Here is a 17448-nt window from a genome sequence, read left to right on the forward strand (position 1 = left end):
TGACGTGCGCCCGGCCACGTTCGGTCAGTTTGCTGTACGTTCCCAGGTACCGCAACGCGCCCGCCTGCGTTTCCGCGTGTTGAAGCGGCGGGGGTTCCTTGAGGAATACCAGGTCCGGCGGCGCGCCGCCGGTGGTGCGTACGGGAGAAATTTGTACGAGCGTCATGCGGTCCGGCGCGACCGTCGATACTTCAAACAGGTACGCGGGCAGGATGTCGTGCGTGGTGGCGATGCGTCCATTCTGCACCGTGCCTTCACCGCCCAGGCATTCAGTATCGCCGCACGAGTAAAACGCCCACACTTCATTTTCTGTATTGATGACGAGACGGCTCGGCGGACTGCCTTCTTCGCGCCGCCAGTGCCCGGCAAGCAGGTTGTTCTTCGCTTCCAGTTGGCCGAAGGTGCGGCGCAGGGTTTGCGGATCACGAAAGCGCGCTTCGAACAACAGCCGGTTGGCTTCGAAGAAGTTGGCGGTCAGGCGGTCCGATTCCTCATTCAGGCTCCATATTTCGTAACCCACGCCGGTGAGCGCCACCAGCGGAAGGATAAGCAACCCCAGGTGACCGCCCGCGAGACCCGACCGCTTCCGCGTCAGCACCAGCGACGTGGCGCCGATGAGGTGGCCGAGCAGCGCCACAAGGATGATGATGAAGATATCGACGCGTATGGGGCCGGCCACCGTCGGGCCCCACACGAAAGTCATGAACACTTCGTAACCGGTGAGCAGGACACCCAGCACCGCGGCGGTGATCAATCCCTTGCGCCCGCCCTTCGCTTTCCATGCGGGAACTGCGTAGAGCAGGAGGCTGGCGACCGCCGTCCAGTAAAACCATAAAAATGCATTCATGTTGTTGTCACCCCGGGGTCCGCGTGCTCAGGAGCCCTGAAAATGATTCTTATTTTATCGGGGCCCTTTGATGCGCGCCCGGATCCCTTTATAAATTTCCATGACCACCAGGATGGACATCGCGATGGCCAAAAGAAATATCCATTGATTCAAAAACACCGGCTTCACCCCCAGCACTTCCTGAATGCCGGGCGTGTACATGGTCAGGATATGGATGCCCTGCGCGCCCAGCGTGCCGAACAGCAGAATCGGGTTGTTCATCGGGTTGATGGAAAACGCGGACCGGGTTTCCGATTTGCAGTTGGCCACCATGATGTTTTCAAAAAGCACCATGAGAAGCAACGTCAGATTGCGGTTGGATTCGATATCGACCCCGTTTTGGTGCATGTAATAAAAATGAAAGAACGCGAAGGCTCCCATCACCGCGGCGGAAAGGCCGACGCGCTCCAGCATCAACCGGTCGAAAACGGGCTCGTCCGGTTTTCGGGGCGACCGGGACAGCTCATCCCCTTCCCCCGGTTCGAACGCCAGCCCGACGTCCTGGATTCCGTTGGTCACCAGGTTGAGCCAGAGGATCTGCACCGGCGTGAGGGGCAGGGGCGTGTTGAACACCAGGCTGAGGGAGAACATCAGGATTTCCGCCGCGCCGGTGGCGACCAGCAGGTACACCACCTTGCGAACGTTGGCGTAGGCAATGCGCCCTTCTTCGATCCCGGCCACGATGGACGCGAACCGATCGTCGGTGAGGATCAAATCCGAAGTTTCCTTCGCCACGTCGGTGCCGGTTTTGCCCATGGCGATGCCCACATTCGCCGCCTTGAGAGCCGGGGCGTCGTTCGCACCATCCCCCGTGACGGCGACGAACCGCCCCAGGTCCAGCAGGTGCCGCACGATCTCCAGTTTCTGCTGGGGTTCGACGCGGGCGAAGACGCGGGCCCTGTTGATCAGCGCCGCTTTTTCTTCCGGGTCCTGGACTTCTTTCAGCTTCACACCCGAGACGACGTCTTCCATGGTGCCGGCCAACCCCAGTTCCCGGGCGATGGCCAGCGCCGTCTTGGGATGGTCGCCGGTGACCATGGCCACATCGATTCCCGCCTTCCGGCAGGCCGCAACCGCGTCCGCCGCTTCCGGTCGCAACGGGTCGATCATCCCCACCAGTCCCATGAAAGTGAGTCCCTGCATCCGGTCGACCAGAGGCGAGTCCGTGTCCGGGCCCGATTTTCCCGCCAGAGCCAGCACCCGGTAACCGGCCTCCGCCAGGTGTTCGGCCTGCTCAACCACCGCCGGGGCATCGACCGGGCATTCCCCGTCCTGGGTGATCATGGTGGCACACATCGGCAGGATTTTTTCATAAGCCCCTTTGACGGAGATGCATCCCTCATCCGGACCCTTGTGCAGGGTGGCGGCATACTGGTTTTCGGGTTCGAAAGGAATTTCCCGGACCAGTTCGAACCGGTCCTGAAGGCTGTTGGGATTGATCCCGGATTTGTAGGCAAGAACCAGAAACGCCAGGTCAACGGCATCCCCATACCCTCCCCAGGCTCCATTTTTGTGAAGCAGTTCCGCGTCATTGCAAAGGGCCCCCGCCGTAACCAAAGGCGCGAGGAGTTTGGACTGCAGGGCGGGATTTAGGCCCTCCGCCGACCCGACCGCCCCTTCCGGGGTCAGCCCGCTTCCCTCAACCGGGAAAGGCGACAGGCCGGGCAGGACGATCAGTTTGACGGTCATTTGATTGACCGTCAGCGTTCCGGTCTTGTCGGTCGCGACAAAATTGCACGATCCCAGCGATTCCACCGCCGGGAGTTTGCGCACGATGACGTTGCGTTTCGCCATGCGCCGGCTGGCGATGGCAAGCGCCACGGTCAGCGCGACAGGCAATCCTTCCGGAATGGCCGATACCGCAAGGGCCACGCTGAACATCAGAACATCAAACCAGCCCTGCCCCATCAGAAGCAGGTACGTGGCCATCATCAGGGTGATCAACAGCAGGGCCACCGCGATGTTTTTTGTGAACGCTTCCATGCGGATCAAAAGCGGCGGCTTGGCGGACACCCCCGTTGCCAGGGAACCCGCGATCTTGCCCAGCTCGGTCTTGTAACCCGTGGCAACCACCAGGCCCCGGCCACGCCCGCGGGTGACCATCGATCCCGTGAAGGCCATGTTCTTCCGGTCGGCGAGCGGCGTGTTGGCGGCAAGCACCGCACCTTGGTCTTTGCCGATGGGCAGCGACTCCCCCGTCAACAGGGATTCGTCGATTTCAAACGAATAGGTGTGGATCAGGCGCAGGTCGGCGGGAACCTTCCTGCCCGATTCGAGCAACACCACGTCCCCCGGCACCAGGTTCTCCGCATCCACTTCAAACACCTCGTTGTCCCGCTCCACCAGTGCCCTGGAAGCGCTCATTCTTTTTAAAGCCAGCGCACTTTTCTCCGCGCCGTATTCCTGTACCGTGCCAATGATGGCGTTGATCAAAAGCACAGCCCCTATGAAAAGGGCGTCCGTGTAAACTCCAAGTAAAATGGAAACCACTGCGGCCACGAGGAGGACATAAATCAGGGGATTGAGAAACTGGCGGAGGAAAATTTCGAGGGCGGTCGGAGGGGGTTTGGCAGGCAGGACATTGCGCCCGTATTGCTGCAGGCGGGACGCGGCATCTTCGGAGGCAAGGCCCTTTGGAGAAGAACGGAATCGTTGATACGCACCGTCAACATCCAGCGCATGCGCGGGCTGGGCAGGTGTATCCACAAAAGCCTCCCAATCAAAATTTTAATTTCTCCGGCTTTGATTTGAAACGCATGCCGGAGATCGGCTAGCAACCGGCCTCTGCTTCCATCCGCCTGCCGCAGAAGGTCCCTCACACAGCCTTGCCAACAGGAGATGCTTACAGATAACTGCATTTCCCGACGGGATTCAATTCCAAAGTTTGCATAGAAACGTCCCCCTGGTTCCAGCAACCGGTTGGGTGAACTCGATTGCACCTGAACCCTTTCCGGATTCCCTGCGGTGAAACCAGGAAGCATTTTTAACTGTCACCCGCGGTCAATTGATTGTAAATTTGACGCAAACCAGTCATCCGGAAACGAAATCCGAACTGTCATTCAAATTGTGAGGAGATGGCCCATGACCGACCCGATTTTAGAGCACCTGGGTCCGCTGGCACCGCTTGCGGGAACCTGGGAAGGCACGAAGGGAGACGACACCGCACCTTCCGACGACCGCGGCGTGGAAAAAAACCTGTTCCGCGAACGCATCACCTTCGAACCGATGACCCCCGTCACCAACCACGAACAAATTCTGTTTGGCCTGCGCTACGCCACCACGGCCTGGCGGCTGGAGGAAACCAGTCCGTTTCATGAAGAACGTGGTTACTGGATGTGGGACGGGAGAGCCAAACAGGTGCTGCGCTGTTTCACCATTCCCCGCGGGATCAGCGTGCTGGCCGGGGGCACGGCGGTGCCGGATGCCAGGTCCTTCGAGATGGTGGCAGAGGTCGGATCACCCACCTACGGCATCTGCTCCAACCTATTTTTGGACGAGGAGTTCAAAACCGTGCGGTACGAATTGAAGGTGGTGGTGCACGATAACGACAACTGGAGCTACGAGGAGGACACGCAGATCCAGATCAAGGGTCAGAGCGAGTTGTTTCACCATATCGACAAGAACACGCTGACCCGCGTCGAGCTGTGAGGGAAAAAAAAACCGGCGGGGCGAAAGGCCCCGCCGGTTCGAAAGTGGTTCGTTATGTTACCTCGGCTGAACCTTGGTGGCCTGCGGGCCTTTCGGGCTCTGACCCGCTTCGAAATCCACCGCCTGACCGTCGGTCAGCGTCTTGAAGCCGTCCCCTTGAATCTCCGAAAAATGAACAAAATAATCTTTGCCATCTTCGGACTCGATGAAACCATAACCTTTGCTTTCATTAAACCACTTTACAGTGCCTTTAGACATACTCTTGCTTCTCCTGTTGGTGCGTACGCCTTGCCGGTGAGGTTCGGCGCGTAGCGCCCCGATTTTTATTGGGGTTGTTCATTCAAGGGTGCTTCATGGACAGCCTGCGGTTACAAAAAAACCATCCCGAGGGATGGCCGCGTAGAAAACTTCCTGTCTTAAACTCTACCTCACCCCGAGCGCGGATTCCGAGAATCCTGCTACCCGTTGACTTGCGTCAACCCACATTGTCCTTTCCACGGTAACACGCTTTTTTGGCAAAAGATATCTAAAAAAAGAGTTCAAGCGGATTCCTCATCCAGCTTCTTTTCCCAGTGAAAAACGCGCATGGGGGGCAGGTTGCGCCATTCCACCGCCGCCCGGGCCCGCCCGAAATGGGGTCGCGACAGCCTGGCTACGCGCCGGCTCACCTGGTAAGCCACAAACCGGCCTTTGGGAGCCAGGTTGTCCGCAACGGTGGCCAGAACCCGGCTGCCATGTTCCGGGCTCATGGTGCTGAACGGAATGCCCGACACCACCACATCCGGCGTATCCAGTCCATACGTTTGCAGGATGTTTTCCAGTTCCTCCGCCCGTCCCTGGTGGGCAATGAGGCGGTCGTCCTGGATCTGGTTGAGCGCACGGTGAAAGCGGTCGTTGACTTCGATGCTGAGCAGGGTGGCATCCCGGGGCATGGCACGCAGGATGGCCCGGGTGGTCCCACCGGTGCCCGCTCCCAGTTCCACGACGGTCCCTGCTGTCGCGATCCGACACCGTTCCAGAATGCGTTGCTCCAGGTATCGGGAACTGGGAACGATCGACCCGATCTGCAAAGGGTGTTTTAAAAATTCACGAAAAAACAGAAACCCCCCGTTCAATTTTGGGCGGCCATTGTTGGTTTTCATCATGTCCGATTGTGGGGTTTGAATTGAAAATACAATTTTGGTCAGAAATTCATTATACAGATCACATGTGAGGCCGCAATCCACCCTGCCTTGAATCAGGGTTTCGACCCCACCACAAATGTTTCGCGTCGAAGACTTAAACTGTTCTTATAAAAAGTTTCTATTTCTAAAATATGGAAATCCAAACCTTTCTGTCCGGTATCCGGTGTCCGATGCAATTTAAACTTTTTTATGAATTTGAAGGCCTTACACTAATTTTATCCGTCATTGAACCTGTTTTTTAGGGCATAGCGCTTTTTTTTTACGCAAGCAGGCGGATGACACCGAGCTCAATCAATGGGAGGAAATGCCGCCCGGGAACGCGGCCTGCAGGAAACTTGAGGAGGGGAAAGGAAATGTTTTCCAACCAACTGCTTGAAAAAGGCAAAGCGGCTCATAAGCAGGGCCGGTATGAGGAAGCCATTCAATTTCTCGAACAATTTCTTGAATCGCACCTGACACAATTGGGCGAAAACCATCCGGTTGTTGCCGCCACGTGGTTCCGGCTGGGCCAACTTTGGATGGAAAGAGGCGACCCGAAACAAGCGCTGACCCAGTTCGCAAAGACCAAGGACAGCCAGATACGGAATCTCGGAGAAACCCATGTTCATTTGACCAACACCTGGAACCAGATGGCCGCCGCCTGCGTGGATCAGGGAGATTACGACCACGCCATCGAATGCCACCAGGAGGCTTTGAATATCAGCCTGCGGCATTACAGCGAATTCCATCCCTCGGTCGCGTTGACCTGCAAGAGCCTTGGGATGGTGTGGTACCGCAAGGGCGATCTCGACCAGGCGCTTACCTATATCCAAAAAGCACTGGGCGGTTTCCGGGTGATCTGCGCGGAGGACCATCCTCTTCTCGCCCAGACCTGGAACAACCTCGGTATGATTTGCGAAGCGCAGGGTAATCACAGCGAAGCGAAGAGCTATTTCACCAAGGCCTTGAATGTGGCACGAAAAGCGAAACTGGATACATTGAAATTCACGCTCGAACAGAAACTGGAACAGGAAGAAACCGCTCCCTCCGAACCCCAGAGCTCCGAACCTCAAAAAGCGGCTCCACAATCCGACAGCCCCTGTCCCCAATCCGCAAGCGATCCACAAAACCTCGTTACCGGCTGATTCCTATTTCCGGGTCCCGGTGGTTCCGCCTGCGCCGCCGGCAAACATTCAAATTGTACAAACCTAATTACGGCCTGCCTTCATCCAAATAGAAAGACACCTCCGCGCTCCCGGTCCGGAATGGCTCCGGTTGCAGCTACCCCCGAACCGGCCGGCCAACGGAGGCCACCCCAAGGAGGCCGTTCATGAAAGCATCCGATCTGTTTGTGCGTGCTCTCGAACAGGAAGGCGTCGAAGCCATATTCGGCGTGCCCGGCGAGGAAACGCTGAACCTGATGGAATCCCTGCGTCAATCCAACATCCAGTTCATCCTCACCCGCCATGAGCAGGCGGCAGGATTCATGGCCGCCACCTATGGCCGGCTGACCGGCCGGGTGGGGGTTTGTCTGTCGACGCTCGGGCCCGGCGTGACCAATTTGGTGACCGCCGGTGCATACGCCCAATTGGGCGCGATGCCCATGCTCATGATCTCCGGCCAGAAACCGATCAAGAAAAGCAAGCAGGGACGGTTCCAGATCGTCGACGCCATCGCCATGATGCGGCCGCTGACCAAGTCCACGCGGCAGGTGGTCCATGGCAACAGCATTCCCGTCATCGTGCGCGAGTCGGTGCGGCTGGCGCAGGAAGAACGCCCTGGCGCGGTGCACATCGAACTGCCGGAAGACATCGCCGAAGAAGAGTGCACCTCCCAGCCGTATCCGGTCCAGGCCGTGCGCCGACCCCACGCGGATGAACTCGCCATCGAGCAGGCCGCCGGAATGCTCATGCAGGCGAAACGGCCTTTGGTGCTCATCGGCGCGGGCGCCAACCGTTACCGAACCAGTCAGGCGCTCAAGCAGTTCGTCGATCACACGGGCATCTATTTTTTCAACACGCAGATGGGCAAGGGCGTGGTGGACGAACGGCATCCGAAATTTCTCGGCACCGCCGCGCTTTCACACAAGGACTATTTGCACTGCGCCATCGAGCAGGCGGATCTCATCCTCAACGTCGGCCACGACGTCATCGAAAAACCGCCGTTCTTCATGCACGCCAGCGGCGCCACCCAGGTCATCCACGTCAATTTCTTTTCGTCCAACGTGGACGAGGTGTACTTTCCGCAACTCGATGTGGTGGGCGACATCGCCGACAGCATCGAACGCCTGCGCGAACAGGTGAGCCCTGCCGCGCACTGGGACTTCAGTTTTTATGAAAAGGTGAAGCAGGAGTTGGAACAGCATATCGAGGAAAAATCCGCGCTGAAACGGTTTCCAGTGGGACCGGAATACCTCGTCGGCGAAATCCGCCGCATCATGCCGGACGACGGCATACTCGCCCTCGACAACGGCCTGTACAAAATCTGGTTCGCGCGCAATTACAAGGCATACGGACTCAACACCCTGCTTCTCGACAACGCGCTGGCCAGCATGGGCGCGGGACTGCCTTCGGCCATGGCGGCGCGCATGGTGTTTCCGGATCGCAAGGTGATGGCCATTTGCGGTGACGGCGGCTTCATGATGAACGCACAGGAACTGGAAACCGCCGTGCGGCTGAAGCTGGACCTGGTGGTCGTGGTGCTGTGCGACAACGCGTACGGTATGATCAAGTGGAAGCAGACCGGACTCGGATTCCCCGCGTTCGGTATGGATTACACCAACCCGGACTTCTGCAAATTTGCCGAGGCCCATGGAGCCACCGGGCACCGGGTGAAGCGGGCGGAAGAGTTGTCGCTGGTGTTGAAGGAATGCCTGGACACGCCGGGCATCCACCTGGTGGAGGTGCCGGTCGATTATTCCGAGGATGAAAAGGACCTGATCGAGGAGATCAAAACCAAAACCGCGGCGTTGCAGGAATGACCTCCGCGGGAAAACACGGCACCGTCATGAAAACGTTTGGACGGTGCCGGACCGCAGCCGGCGGCTTCAGGCTTTTTTGCGGGTTTTCGTCGTTTTCGTCTGAACCGCTTTGGCGGGGGCTTTCTGCGCTTTGCCGGGTTTGTTGTTTTTGCGGAACATGGACGGCTTTTCGATCAGTTGCGCCGAGCGTTTCCGCAGGGAGTTTACGGAGATCACTTTCTTCAGGTTTCCTGAGCTGTCAAATACCTTTACTTCATGCATGGACCGATATCCTTTTGGGTGCGGCAGGAGGGCCCGGAAAGGGGAGCGAGGCACAAAAAAGGCCATCGTTCGGGATGGCCGGCACTCAAACCTTTGTTTTATAAGGCTTTTTGTTTTTTCCGGGACTCCGGCGGGCGCCACCTTCTGCCTGTGTCAAACCATCTACACTCTGTTTTGTTCCTTATTATAACACAGGCTTTGCACCTTTTGGAGGCCATTTGCCGGGCTGCCATCGGTCGCCCATTATGGCAAATAAAAGAGCCCCCGGCACGCACCCGGTCCCCGGGCGGGGAATCGGAATCCCGCGTCAACCCACAGGCGGGGTCCAGTAGGTCCATAAATAGTATCCGCCCCAGACCAGCAGGCCGACACACACCAGGATCAGCCAAACGGGAACATATCCATGCCGCTCACGGATGCCTGCGGTCTGGTAGGAGTACTCCGCATCCAACCCGCTTTTGCTTTCGGTGGCCTGCCGGCCGGTTTGTCCGGTTTTGTTTTCCATCATCAACGTCTCCAATGACACCCTGAAAATAAATTTCGGTCCGCTCCCGCGATCCGGAAGAAATCAGCCGCCCAGCCTGGTATCACTGATTTCGGTCAATTCCACCACCTTCTCCTGCAACCGGCCCTGGTTTGCCGCGTTGGACATCATCGCCCAGATGTTCCGGCGAGCGTCCTCCAGCGCCTCGGGGTCCACCCCGACCGCCAGCAGACGGTCTTCATAGGTTTGGACGCGCAGGGACTGAACGAAGTGCACGATGTCCCACACCTGTTTGGCATTGAGCGCACCCTGAAACGCGGGCATGGGGTCGCCACCGACCCCGTTCATGATGGTGCGGAACAGGTGCCGGCTGTCGTGTCCCAGCTTCACACCGCCTTCCTCCCCGGCGGGCAGAGTGAAATTGGCGGGCTGGATGGGAAATCCCCATGCGTCATTCAGGACCTCGGCGAGCGGTCCGTTGCCCAATCCCTCGGCACCGTGGCAGGACTGGCAGTTCTTGACATACAGCTTGCCCCCGTTGTCAATGGACGCAAGCGTCACCGGTGTCTCCCGGGGAACGGCGATGGGATCCTTCACCTCTTCTTTCTCCCAACGGTCGGAAAAGGTTTTGATGTACTGGATGACCGCCAGCCGTTCGTTCTGGGTCAGGTTGTGCCACGGTGGCATGCCCGTACCCCACAATCCGTGCGTGATGGTTTTGAACAGATCTCCATCCGTGGGCAGAGCGTTCTGGCCCGGCGTGGAGTGGAACTTGAAAATGCCCAGGGTGAAGTCCCGCGGTTTGGGATCGAGGAACCTGGCCGACGGGCCGTTGCCGTCGCCTTCGTCCCCATGACAGCCGGAGCAGCGGTTTTCATATATCTTTTTTCCCAAAGGCAGAAGGTCTTTTTGAATGTGACTGCCGGGGTTCACGCTGGCACCGACGGACAGGTTGGTGGATACGAAGTTCTCCCGCCAGTCGCCGATGGCGGTGCCCAGCCTCTGGATATACGCGACCAGCGCCTTGCCGTCCTTGTTCAGCTTCGGCGCTTCGCCTTCCTTTTCCGGCTCCTCGAACAGCCACGGGAAACGCGGCATGATGGAATCCTTCTTCACCGCCTGCGGGTCCCAGTGGTGCGCCGCGTGCCAGCCGTCGCTGTAACGCCGGCCGACGCGGGTGAGATCGGGACCGATCCGCCGCGTGCTGAACAGGTGCGGCAGGTCGTGCACGTATTCGCCATTCTGCGACACCGGACCCCAGCGAAAATTCTCACCCGTCACCGGGCGCACGTACTGCGAATGGCAGTACCAGCACCCTTCACGGATGTACACCTCGCGCCCGCGTTCCTCCAGCGGCGTGTAGGACGGCACGTTGATCTTCGCATCGGCCACCACATCGGTCACCTGCGCGCGCTGTTGTTTGTTCGTCACGTACGGCGCGATGCCCTGCGTGCCGACGGCAAGGCCGAACAGGAAGATGCCTGCACCGACCACGACGCCGGAAGGCGTCTCCAGCCAGTTTCCGCCCTTTTTGAGCGGGGCCATCGGCACCTTCTCACCGGTTTGCTCGATGGCGGCCATGGATTCCACGGCGACTCCCGTCTGCGCGGTTTTATAAAAGTTGATGAGCATGAGCAGGATGGCAATGTCCATGGAAAGGCCGCCCAGCGTGCGCGCCACCCACCACGGTTTCATTTCGTTGATGGTATCGACGAAGTTCGCGCCGTGCTCCAGCATGGAACCTTGAACGAAGCCCTGCGCCGTGAGGCCGACCGCCATCACGCTGAATCCGCCGATGGTCAGCCACAGATGCCAGCTTGCCAGCTTCGGGCTCCACAACTGCTTTCCAGTGAGACGCGGCCAGACGTAATACATGCCGCCGACCACCCACACCACCATTGAACCGAACACGGTGAGGTGCGAATGCGCGATGACGAAATCGTTGAAGTGCGTGAGCTCCTGCATTCTGCGGAGCGCTTCCACGGATCCCTGGAAACACCCGAACAGGTAGTACACCGCACCAAGAATGAGAAACTTGCCCGCGTAGGCATCGGCGTCCGTGCCGCCCAGCACCTGCCCCCATCTTCCGCGAACGGTTCCGAAAAAGTTCACGATCACCGTCCACACGGGAATGATCAACAGCATGCTGGTGACGATGGAGATGGTCTGCGTCCAGTAAGGGATCGGGCTGAACAGGTAATGATGCGTACCCACAAAGGGATAAAACAGCGCGAGCGACCAGAATCCCAGCAGCGACAGCTTGTGACTGAACAGCGACTGCTTTGCTGCAAGCGGCAGGAAGTAGTAAATAATGGCGAGTCCCGCCGGAGTCAGCCACAGACCGACGATGTAGTGGATATAAAGCCCGTGCATGGCGGCGCTGTCCACACCGGTGAACGGACCGTACGGCAACACGACGTTACCCAGCACGAGATTGAACACGGTCCACACGAAAGCCGCGGTGATGTACCAGAGCGACACGTAAAAGCGCGGCTCGCGTCGTTGAAACACCGTGCCCAGCACCTGCACCGTCACCATGCCAAGCACAAAGAATCGCAGCAGGTTGAACGGCCAGGTGAACTCGCCGGCTTCGAACCCCATGTTGTGACCGAGCAGAAACGATCCGGTGCCCAGTATGAGAAACGCATTCCACAACCACAACAGCCAGTGCCCCCACTCTTCCCTGTAAATACGGCGACCGCAAAGGCGCGGCACGGCGTAATACATGAGCGCGATGAACAGGGTTGAAAACGCCCCGAAGATGACTCCATTCACATGAACCGGCCGCATGCGGCCGAAGGTGAACCAGGGCGTCTCCCCCAGGAATTCAGGATTGTGGAATTTGATCGAAACAAAAACCCCGATGAAGGGGAATATCGTGAGCCAGATCAGGCCCCACCATCCCCAGGACTTCACCAGGGGTTTGTTGACAAGTTGGTCGCTATCCATAAAACCGATCCCTTTCGTTGAAACAAACCGTTTATTCAACTATTACCGGGAAAACGTGTAAAACGTCATACAACCAACTTAGTTCCTCTCTGGAAAACCCGTCAACCGGTACCCGGCCAGAAAAACGGGACCGCTCTCGGACAGCAGCGACCGCAACCTCCCGTAAAAGACCGAAAACAAAGGTTGTTCCGAAGTGCCGGAAAAACTCACACAAAATGTAATGCAGCTTCGCCTGCGCATTGAAAAAATTTTATTTGATGCCTGATCGGGCCGCACCAAGATGCGATGGGAAAGAGGAACGGGCGCCTTCTCCCCTGTTTTGAAATTTAGTGGAAATTTCAGGCAAAAGAATCGATTTTTATAGTAGGGAATCTAAATAAGAAACGACATGAATCAAAATCCGGAAAAGGAGGCTTTCATGAAACACTGGAAACTGACCGCGGCTATTGTTTTTTCTTCCCTGCTGATTGGATTCTCCGGGTGCGGCCTGTTGCACGGAAAGAAAACCGTCACCCTGGACGAAGTTCCCGAACCGGCCCGAAGCGTCATCCAAACCCACACTTCCGGAAATGACATACAATCCATCAATGTAAAACATAAGGAAGGTCAGCACCTTTACATTGTTCATTACAGGACCGGCGTGGAACTGGCGGAACTCAAGGTAACGGAAAAAGGTACGGTCAAGGAATGGGAACAAGGCGTCAAACTGGAAGATCTTCCTGAAGCGGTTCGAGCCACCGTCACCCGCCTGACCGACAGGACGGAAGTGAAAGAGCTGGTCAAGGAAATCGAGGATGGACACATGTTTTACGAAGTGGAATTCGTAAAAGACGGCAAGGAAAACGAAGTGAAGATTGCCGAAGACGGCAGCATTCTTGAATGGGAAACGGAATGAAGCCGGTTTATTGGCCCTGATCTGGGAGGTCAATGATGCCGAACAGCGTTTACAAAATCATCGAACTGATTGGAACGAGTGAAAAGTCCTGGGAGGACGCCGCCAAAAAAGCGGTGGAAACGGCAAGTCACAGCCTGGAAGATCTTCGCGTGGCGGAGATCAAGGAACTCGATATGAAAATCGAGAATGGCAAGGTGGCCACCTACCGGGCGAAGGTGGCGCTTTCTTTCAAGTACCACGGGAAGGGCTGATCGCTTATTCCCACCCGTTCGCAATCCGGCAAAACAACGAGTTATAAAAACCGGTCTCATTCAGGGGCCGGTTTTTATTTTTTATCCCGTTGGCGGTTCAATTTTTCCCTCCAACCGGGCGGGAGCTTGCCCGGAAAATCATTGAAGCGTTTTTTTGATTTTCTTCAACAGCCAGCGCGCCCACGCAAACTCCATGGCAAGGATGGCCAGCCCTGCAGGGATCACCACCAAGGCGGGACCCGGTGTGAAGATCAATATCACGCCCACAAACAACACGGTCATTCCCACGACGAAGACCACCAGCCGACGTCCTCCCCGTTCTGTCAGGCGTGCCACGGTCCGCACTCCCTCTGAAATCGTTTCGAACGTTCCTGTTTCCCCTCCCCGCAAATCTGCATAAGACATCAACGCCCCCAGGCCCAATATGCCTGCAATCACGCCCAGCGACACTTCCACCGGAACAGGAAAGTGGTGTGTGAGGATCATCTTGACGCCGATGAAACCGAGGATGAACAAAAGGCAGATATTGAGATAGCGGAACCGCGTCACGGCCGCCACCGCGAAGTACATCGACCGCAATCCGAGAATGGCGAATATGTTCGACGTGTACACGAGAAAGGTGTCCCGCGTGATGGACAGGATGGCGGGTATTGAATGGACCGCGAAAACGACATCGGAGGATTCCACCAGTATGTGCGCGATAAACAGAGGCGTGGCCATCCACCGCCCGTCCTGTCGAACGAAAAACCTTTCCTTCTCAAGTCGCATGGTGACCGGAATCAACACCCTCACAAATCGCACGAGCGGGTTGTGGTCCGGGTCGATGCTCCCTCTTTCCGCCAAAGGCATACGGGCAGCGGTGATTATCAGGAGGCCGCCAAATACGTAAAACATCCAGTCAAACCGGTTAAGAAGGGAGACGCCGAATCCGATCATCATGCCGCGCAGAACCACTGCAAGGAGAATGCCCCAGAACAATACCCGGTGATGATATTTGAGAGGAATGTGGAAATACTGGAAAATGAGGAGAAAAATAAAGATGTTCTCCACGCTGAGCGACTTTTCAACCAGGTATCCGGTAAAAAATTTGAGTGCCGCCTTGCGTCCGCTGTGGTCTTCCATGAGCGCCGTCGCGCCGAAAAGCTGGTATTCATACAGAAAGTAAATGAATACGTTGAACGCCAGCGCCAGCACCACCCAGAACGCAACCCACGCCAGCGCCTCCTTCACCGGCATCTCCCGGTGTTTTTTGTGGATCACTCCCAGGTCCAGGACCAGCAGGAACAAGATCATCACCACAAATCCAATCCACACACCCACCATGCACGCCTCGTTTCGGTTGGTTTCCCAGTTATTCAGGATTTCAGTCTAGCGTTCAAATCCTGTTGCGGGACATAAAAAAAGAGCCGGTTCCCGGAAGGGAAACCGGCTCTGTATATACAGATAACAGGTACCGCTGATACCAACGCGCACCTGGGTCAAAATCTCTGCAACAATTCCATGGTGACGGCTGCGACCAGCGCTACGGCAAGAATGATTCCAAAACCGCGGGCCATCATGACATGCATGTTGCCGGCTGGAAACATTTCTCCGCAGTTGGAACACCTGACCGACCAGTTGGTGATCGGTGCGTTGCATTCACAACACGTCGTCTTGTCCACAATGCCCTGAATCATCAAAAACACCTCCTTACAGGATTTCAAAAACGGGCGTGGTTGATACGTAATTTAATTTACCGGCTGCCACGCATCCATCTTGTTCTGCGCAGTACGGATCTGATTGGCGCTCATCAGACGCTCCAGTTTGTCGCGCAAGAGAACCATATCGTTGTAATCCTTGTCGGCCGGACGCGAAGTGTTGACGGCAAGGTTCACCCACATATGGGCCAGGACCAGGTCCTGCGGCACACCCTGACCCTTGTAGTGCAGGTCGGCCAGCATGAACTGGGCCTGCGGCATGCCCTGGCTGGCTGCCTGCTGATACCAGTACGCGGCTTTTGCGTAATTCTGGATCACGCCCTGTGACAATTCGTACATCGCACCCAGACGGTACTGTGCCGTGGCGTTTCCCTTCTGGGCGGCAAGCTCGAACCATTTGAAGGCGCTGCGAAAATCCCTGGCCACGCCCTCGCCTTCAAAATACATCTTGCCAAGATGGAAACGGGCTTCCGCACCACCCTGCCGCGCGGCTTTCAGATACCAGCGGCGGGCAAGCGTGTAGTCCTGTTCGACACCCAGGCCATTGCGGTACAGATGCGCGACCTGTGTCTGCGCCCGCATGTGGCCTTCCTCTGCCAACGGTTTCAGGATGTCATGGGCTTTTTGGTAATCGTTGAAATTCAAAAACTGGATTCCCTCCTGGTAGCGGCCTTCCGTTGCACCCGCCAGCATGAGAGAGACCACCAGCAGTCCCATAATTGAAAAACATTTCTTATGTATGCAATGCACGAGGAAAACCTCCTTTCGATTCGTCATTCCCTTTTGGAACTAAAAATAAAATGGATGTCTGATTTGTCAAACCCATGACAGGATCAGTTTTAAGAATCATCTTCAAAATCGTCAAAACTTCTTTAATAAAAACCAATTCAAGTTCGCAGAAATTTTTCCAAAGCAGCGTGTTCAATATCCCTTCCCTTTCGCAATAAAGGGTTTGGCGTCTATAATCATAAATAAGGCATGTACCGTCTGAGGGGAACGAATAGTGGTCATCAAACAATTGTGGAAACGTTTCATAAAGTGGGAAGCGCACGAAGGGGTTCTTTTGTGTCTGGCGGCCATCTTCGCCATTGGCCTGGCAAATTCGCCTTTTCACGTTTCCTACAACGACTTCATTGAAACATTGGTGGAAATCCGCGTTGACGATCTGGTGGTTTCCAAACCCCTTCGCATCTGGGTGAACGACGGCTTGATGGCGGTTTTCTTTCTGTTGATTGGATTGGAGATCAAACGTGAAACCCTGGGTGAAGGGCATGGCGCCCCGTCGCAGTTCCTGTTTCCCGCCGTTGCCGCGGTCGGGGGCATGGCGGTGCCGGGAATGCTTTATGCATGGATCAACTGGGAACACCCCATCGCCCTGAAAGGCTGGGCCATTCCCACGGCGACCGACATCGCCTTCGCGCTGGGCGTCCTCAGCCTTTTTGGCAATCGGGTCTCTTCCGATCTGAAAATGTTCCTTCTGTCGCTGGCGGTTCTTGACGACCTCGGGGCGATCGTCATCATCGCCCTGTTTTATACGGGAAACCTTTCGCTCTTAAATATCCTGTTGGCCGCCGGAACTTTTTTCATCCTGGTTCTCTTCAATCGGGCGGGGGTCCTTCGCCTGTGGCCTTACATGATCGTCGGCTTCCTGCTCTGGCTGTTTCTGCTTAAATCCGGAGTGCATGCCACCCTGGCGGGTGTGATGATCGCGTTCACCATTCCCCAGAACATCAAAAAGAAAAACCGCACCCCTCCCAGTCTCTGGCTGGAACGTAAGCTGGAACCCGGGGTGAATTATTTCATCCTGCTTTTGTTTGCCTTTGTCAATTCGGGACTTCCCCTGCAGGGCCTCGGACCCGAAAGCCTGCTTCGGCCGGTCACACTCGGGATCCTTGCGGGTTTGATTGCCGGCAAGCCGCTGGGTATCGTCGGGTTCAGCTGGGTGGCAACACGGATGGGCTGGATTTCCCTTCCGGGAAAGGTCACGTGGCCGCAGATACTGGGGGTTTCCTTCCTTTGCGGAATCGGTTTCACCATGAGCCTCTTTATCGGGTCGCTGGCGTTCTCATTGGGAGGACTGGATGACAGGAGCGATGTGCGGTTGGGTATTCTGGCGGGGTCGCTTGTTTCGGGGCTGATCGGAGCCGCGCTGTTAAACGGGGTCCTCAGGCAGAAGGGAAAAACCGGTTCCGGCCTTGTTGACCGGTTAAAGAAAATAGTAGGGTGAAGGGCGG

General features: G+C 56.7%; 16 protein-coding genes. 6 read left to right on the forward strand and 10 right to left on the reverse strand.

Annotated features, from left to right (window positions below):
• Positions 1-847 (reverse strand): hypothetical protein (locus ACTRXA_RS08050; protein ID WP_442426695.1); only part of this gene is annotated, 847 nt, incomplete at its 3' end.
• 54 nt (positions 848-901) lie between these two features.
• Positions 902-3592, reverse strand: a complete 2691-nt coding sequence (locus tag ACTRXA_RS08055; protein WP_442426696.1) for a cation-translocating P-type ATPase — start codon at positions 3590-3592, stop codon at positions 902-904.
• Positions 3593-3967: 375 nt separating this feature from the next.
• On the opposite strand from ACTRXA_RS08055, the gene ACTRXA_RS08060 reads away from it, so the two are divergent.
• Positions 3968-4534 carry a heme-binding beta-barrel domain-containing protein gene (locus ACTRXA_RS08060; RefSeq protein WP_442426697.1) on the forward strand — a complete coding sequence of 189 codons (567 nt, stop codon included), beginning with the start codon at positions 3968-3970 and terminating at the stop codon, positions 4532-4534.
• Between the two features lie 57 nt (positions 4535-4591).
• Here the strand turns inward: ACTRXA_RS08060 and ACTRXA_RS08065 are convergent, their stop codons facing one another.
• The gene (locus tag ACTRXA_RS08065; protein WP_442426698.1) at positions 4592-4792 is read right to left on the reverse strand and encodes a cold-shock protein; all 201 of its coding nucleotides are present in this window, start codon (positions 4790-4792) and stop codon (positions 4592-4594) included.
• Between the two features lie 281 nt (positions 4793-5073).
• Positions 5074-5679, reverse strand: coding sequence for a class I SAM-dependent methyltransferase (locus ACTRXA_RS08070; RefSeq protein WP_442426699.1), 606 nt, complete (start codon positions 5677-5679; stop codon positions 5074-5076).
• A 392-nt stretch (positions 5680-6071) separates the two neighbouring features.
• Between ACTRXA_RS08070 and ACTRXA_RS08075 the strand changes: the two genes are divergently transcribed.
• Positions 6072-6842: a tetratricopeptide repeat protein gene (locus tag ACTRXA_RS08075; RefSeq protein ID WP_442426700.1), complete on the forward strand. Its 771-nt coding sequence runs from the start codon at positions 6072-6074 to the stop codon at positions 6840-6842.
• A gap of 185 nt (positions 6843-7027) precedes the next feature.
• On the forward strand, positions 7028-8677 hold the full coding sequence (locus tag ACTRXA_RS08080) for an acetolactate synthase large subunit (RefSeq protein WP_442426701.1): 1650 nt from the start codon (positions 7028-7030) through the stop codon (positions 8675-8677).
• A gap of 66 nt (positions 8678-8743) precedes the next feature.
• Here ACTRXA_RS08080 and ACTRXA_RS08085 read toward each other — a convergent pair whose 3' ends face one another.
• The 3 genes from ACTRXA_RS08085 to ACTRXA_RS08095 all read right to left on the reverse strand — a co-directional run bounded on the left by ACTRXA_RS08085 (position 8744) and on the right by ACTRXA_RS08095 (position 12371).
• Entirely contained in the window at positions 8744-8938 is a 195-nt protein-coding gene (locus tag ACTRXA_RS08085) for a hypothetical protein (protein ID WP_442426702.1), read from the reverse strand.
• 307 nt (positions 8939-9245) lie between these two features.
• Positions 9246-9446, reverse strand: a complete 201-nt coding sequence (locus tag ACTRXA_RS08090; RefSeq protein ID WP_442426703.1) for a hypothetical protein — start codon at positions 9444-9446, stop codon at positions 9246-9248.
• Positions 9447-9506: 60 nt separating this feature from the next.
• The gene (locus ACTRXA_RS08095) at positions 9507-12371 is read right to left on the reverse strand and encodes a cbb3-type cytochrome c oxidase subunit I (RefSeq protein ID WP_442426704.1); all 2865 of its coding nucleotides are present in this window, start codon (positions 12369-12371) and stop codon (positions 9507-9509) included.
• Between the two features lie 418 nt (positions 12372-12789).
• Here ACTRXA_RS08095 and ACTRXA_RS08100 point away from each other — a divergent pair, with 418 nt between their 5' ends.
• On the forward strand, positions 12790-13266 hold the full coding sequence (locus tag ACTRXA_RS08100) for a hypothetical protein (protein WP_442426705.1): 477 nt from the start codon (positions 12790-12792) through the stop codon (positions 13264-13266).
• Positions 13267-13301: 35 nt separating this feature from the next.
• The gene (locus ACTRXA_RS08105; protein WP_442426974.1) at positions 13302-13517 is read left to right on the forward strand and encodes a dodecin family protein; all 216 of its coding nucleotides are present in this window, start codon (positions 13302-13304) and stop codon (positions 13515-13517) included.
• Positions 13518-13655: 138 nt separating this feature from the next.
• Here the strand turns inward: ACTRXA_RS08105 and ACTRXA_RS08110 are convergent, their stop codons facing one another.
• The 3 genes from ACTRXA_RS08110 to ACTRXA_RS08120 all read right to left on the reverse strand — a co-directional run bounded on the left by ACTRXA_RS08110 (position 13656) and on the right by ACTRXA_RS08120 (position 15964).
• Complete coding sequence (locus ACTRXA_RS08110) at positions 13656-14840, reverse strand: TerC/Alx family metal homeostasis membrane protein (protein WP_442426706.1); 1185 nt, start codon at positions 14838-14840, stop codon at positions 13656-13658.
• 155 nt (positions 14841-14995) lie between these two features.
• Positions 14996-15193: a hypothetical protein gene (locus ACTRXA_RS08115; RefSeq protein ID WP_442426707.1), complete on the reverse strand. Its 198-nt coding sequence runs from the start codon at positions 15191-15193 to the stop codon at positions 14996-14998.
• A gap of 51 nt (positions 15194-15244) precedes the next feature.
• A complete protein-coding gene (locus ACTRXA_RS08120) occupies positions 15245-15964 on the reverse strand; it encodes a tetratricopeptide repeat protein (protein ID WP_442426708.1) in 720 nt (239 codons plus the stop codon).
• 253 nt (positions 15965-16217) lie between these two features.
• Here ACTRXA_RS08120 and nhaA point away from each other — a divergent pair, with 253 nt between their 5' ends.
• A complete protein-coding gene (nhaA, locus tag ACTRXA_RS08125) occupies positions 16218-17441 on the forward strand; it encodes a Na+/H+ antiporter NhaA (protein ID WP_442426709.1) in 1224 nt (407 codons plus the stop codon).
• The last annotated feature ends 7 nt before the right edge of the window (positions 17442-17448 follow it).

Origin of the sequence: Nitrospina sp. P1_D6 (genome assembly GCF_052156615.1) — a bacterium.
Lineage (GTDB): Bacteria > Nitrospinota > Nitrospinia > Nitrospinales > Nitrospinaceae > Nitrospina.

Bases quoted from the DNA above. Each gene is read 5' to 3' on its own strand.
- ACTRXA_RS08080 (WP_442426701.1), top strand. From the start codon at position 7,028: ATGAAAGCATCCGATCTGTTTGTGCGTGCTCTCGAACAGGAAGGCGTC.
- ACTRXA_RS08060 (WP_442426697.1), top strand. From the start codon at position 3,968: ATGACCGACCCGATTTTAGAGCACCTGGGTCCGCTGGCACCGCTTGCG.
- ACTRXA_RS08070 (WP_442426699.1), bottom strand. From the start codon at position 5,679: ATGATGAAAACCAACAATGGCCGCCCAAAATTGAACGGGGGGTTTCTG.
- ACTRXA_RS08105 (WP_442426974.1), top strand. From the start codon at position 13,302: ATGCCGAACAGCGTTTACAAAATCATCGAACTGATTGGAACGAGTGAA.
- ACTRXA_RS08095 (WP_442426704.1), bottom strand. From the start codon at position 12,371: ATGGATAGCGACCAACTTGTCAACAAACCCCTGGTGAAGTCCTGGGGA.
- ACTRXA_RS08110 (WP_442426706.1), bottom strand. From the start codon at position 14,840: ATGGTGGGTGTGTGGATTGGATTTGTGGTGATGATCTTGTTCCTGCTG.
- ACTRXA_RS08115 (WP_442426707.1), bottom strand. From the start codon at position 15,193: ATGATTCAGGGCATTGTGGACAAGACGACGTGTTGTGAATGCAACGCA.
- ACTRXA_RS08065 (WP_442426698.1), bottom strand. From the start codon at position 4,792: ATGTCTAAAGGCACTGTAAAGTGGTTTAATGAAAGCAAAGGTTATGGT.
- ACTRXA_RS08085 (WP_442426702.1), bottom strand. From the start codon at position 8,938: ATGCATGAAGTAAAGGTATTTGACAGCTCAGGAAACCTGAAGAAAGTG.
- ACTRXA_RS08090 (WP_442426703.1), bottom strand. From the start codon at position 9,446: ATGATGGAAAACAAAACCGGACAAACCGGCCGGCAGGCCACCGAAAGC.
- ACTRXA_RS08100 (WP_442426705.1), top strand. From the start codon at position 12,790: ATGAAACACTGGAAACTGACCGCGGCTATTGTTTTTTCTTCCCTGCTG.
- ACTRXA_RS08075 (WP_442426700.1), top strand. From the start codon at position 6,072: ATGTTTTCCAACCAACTGCTTGAAAAAGGCAAAGCGGCTCATAAGCAG.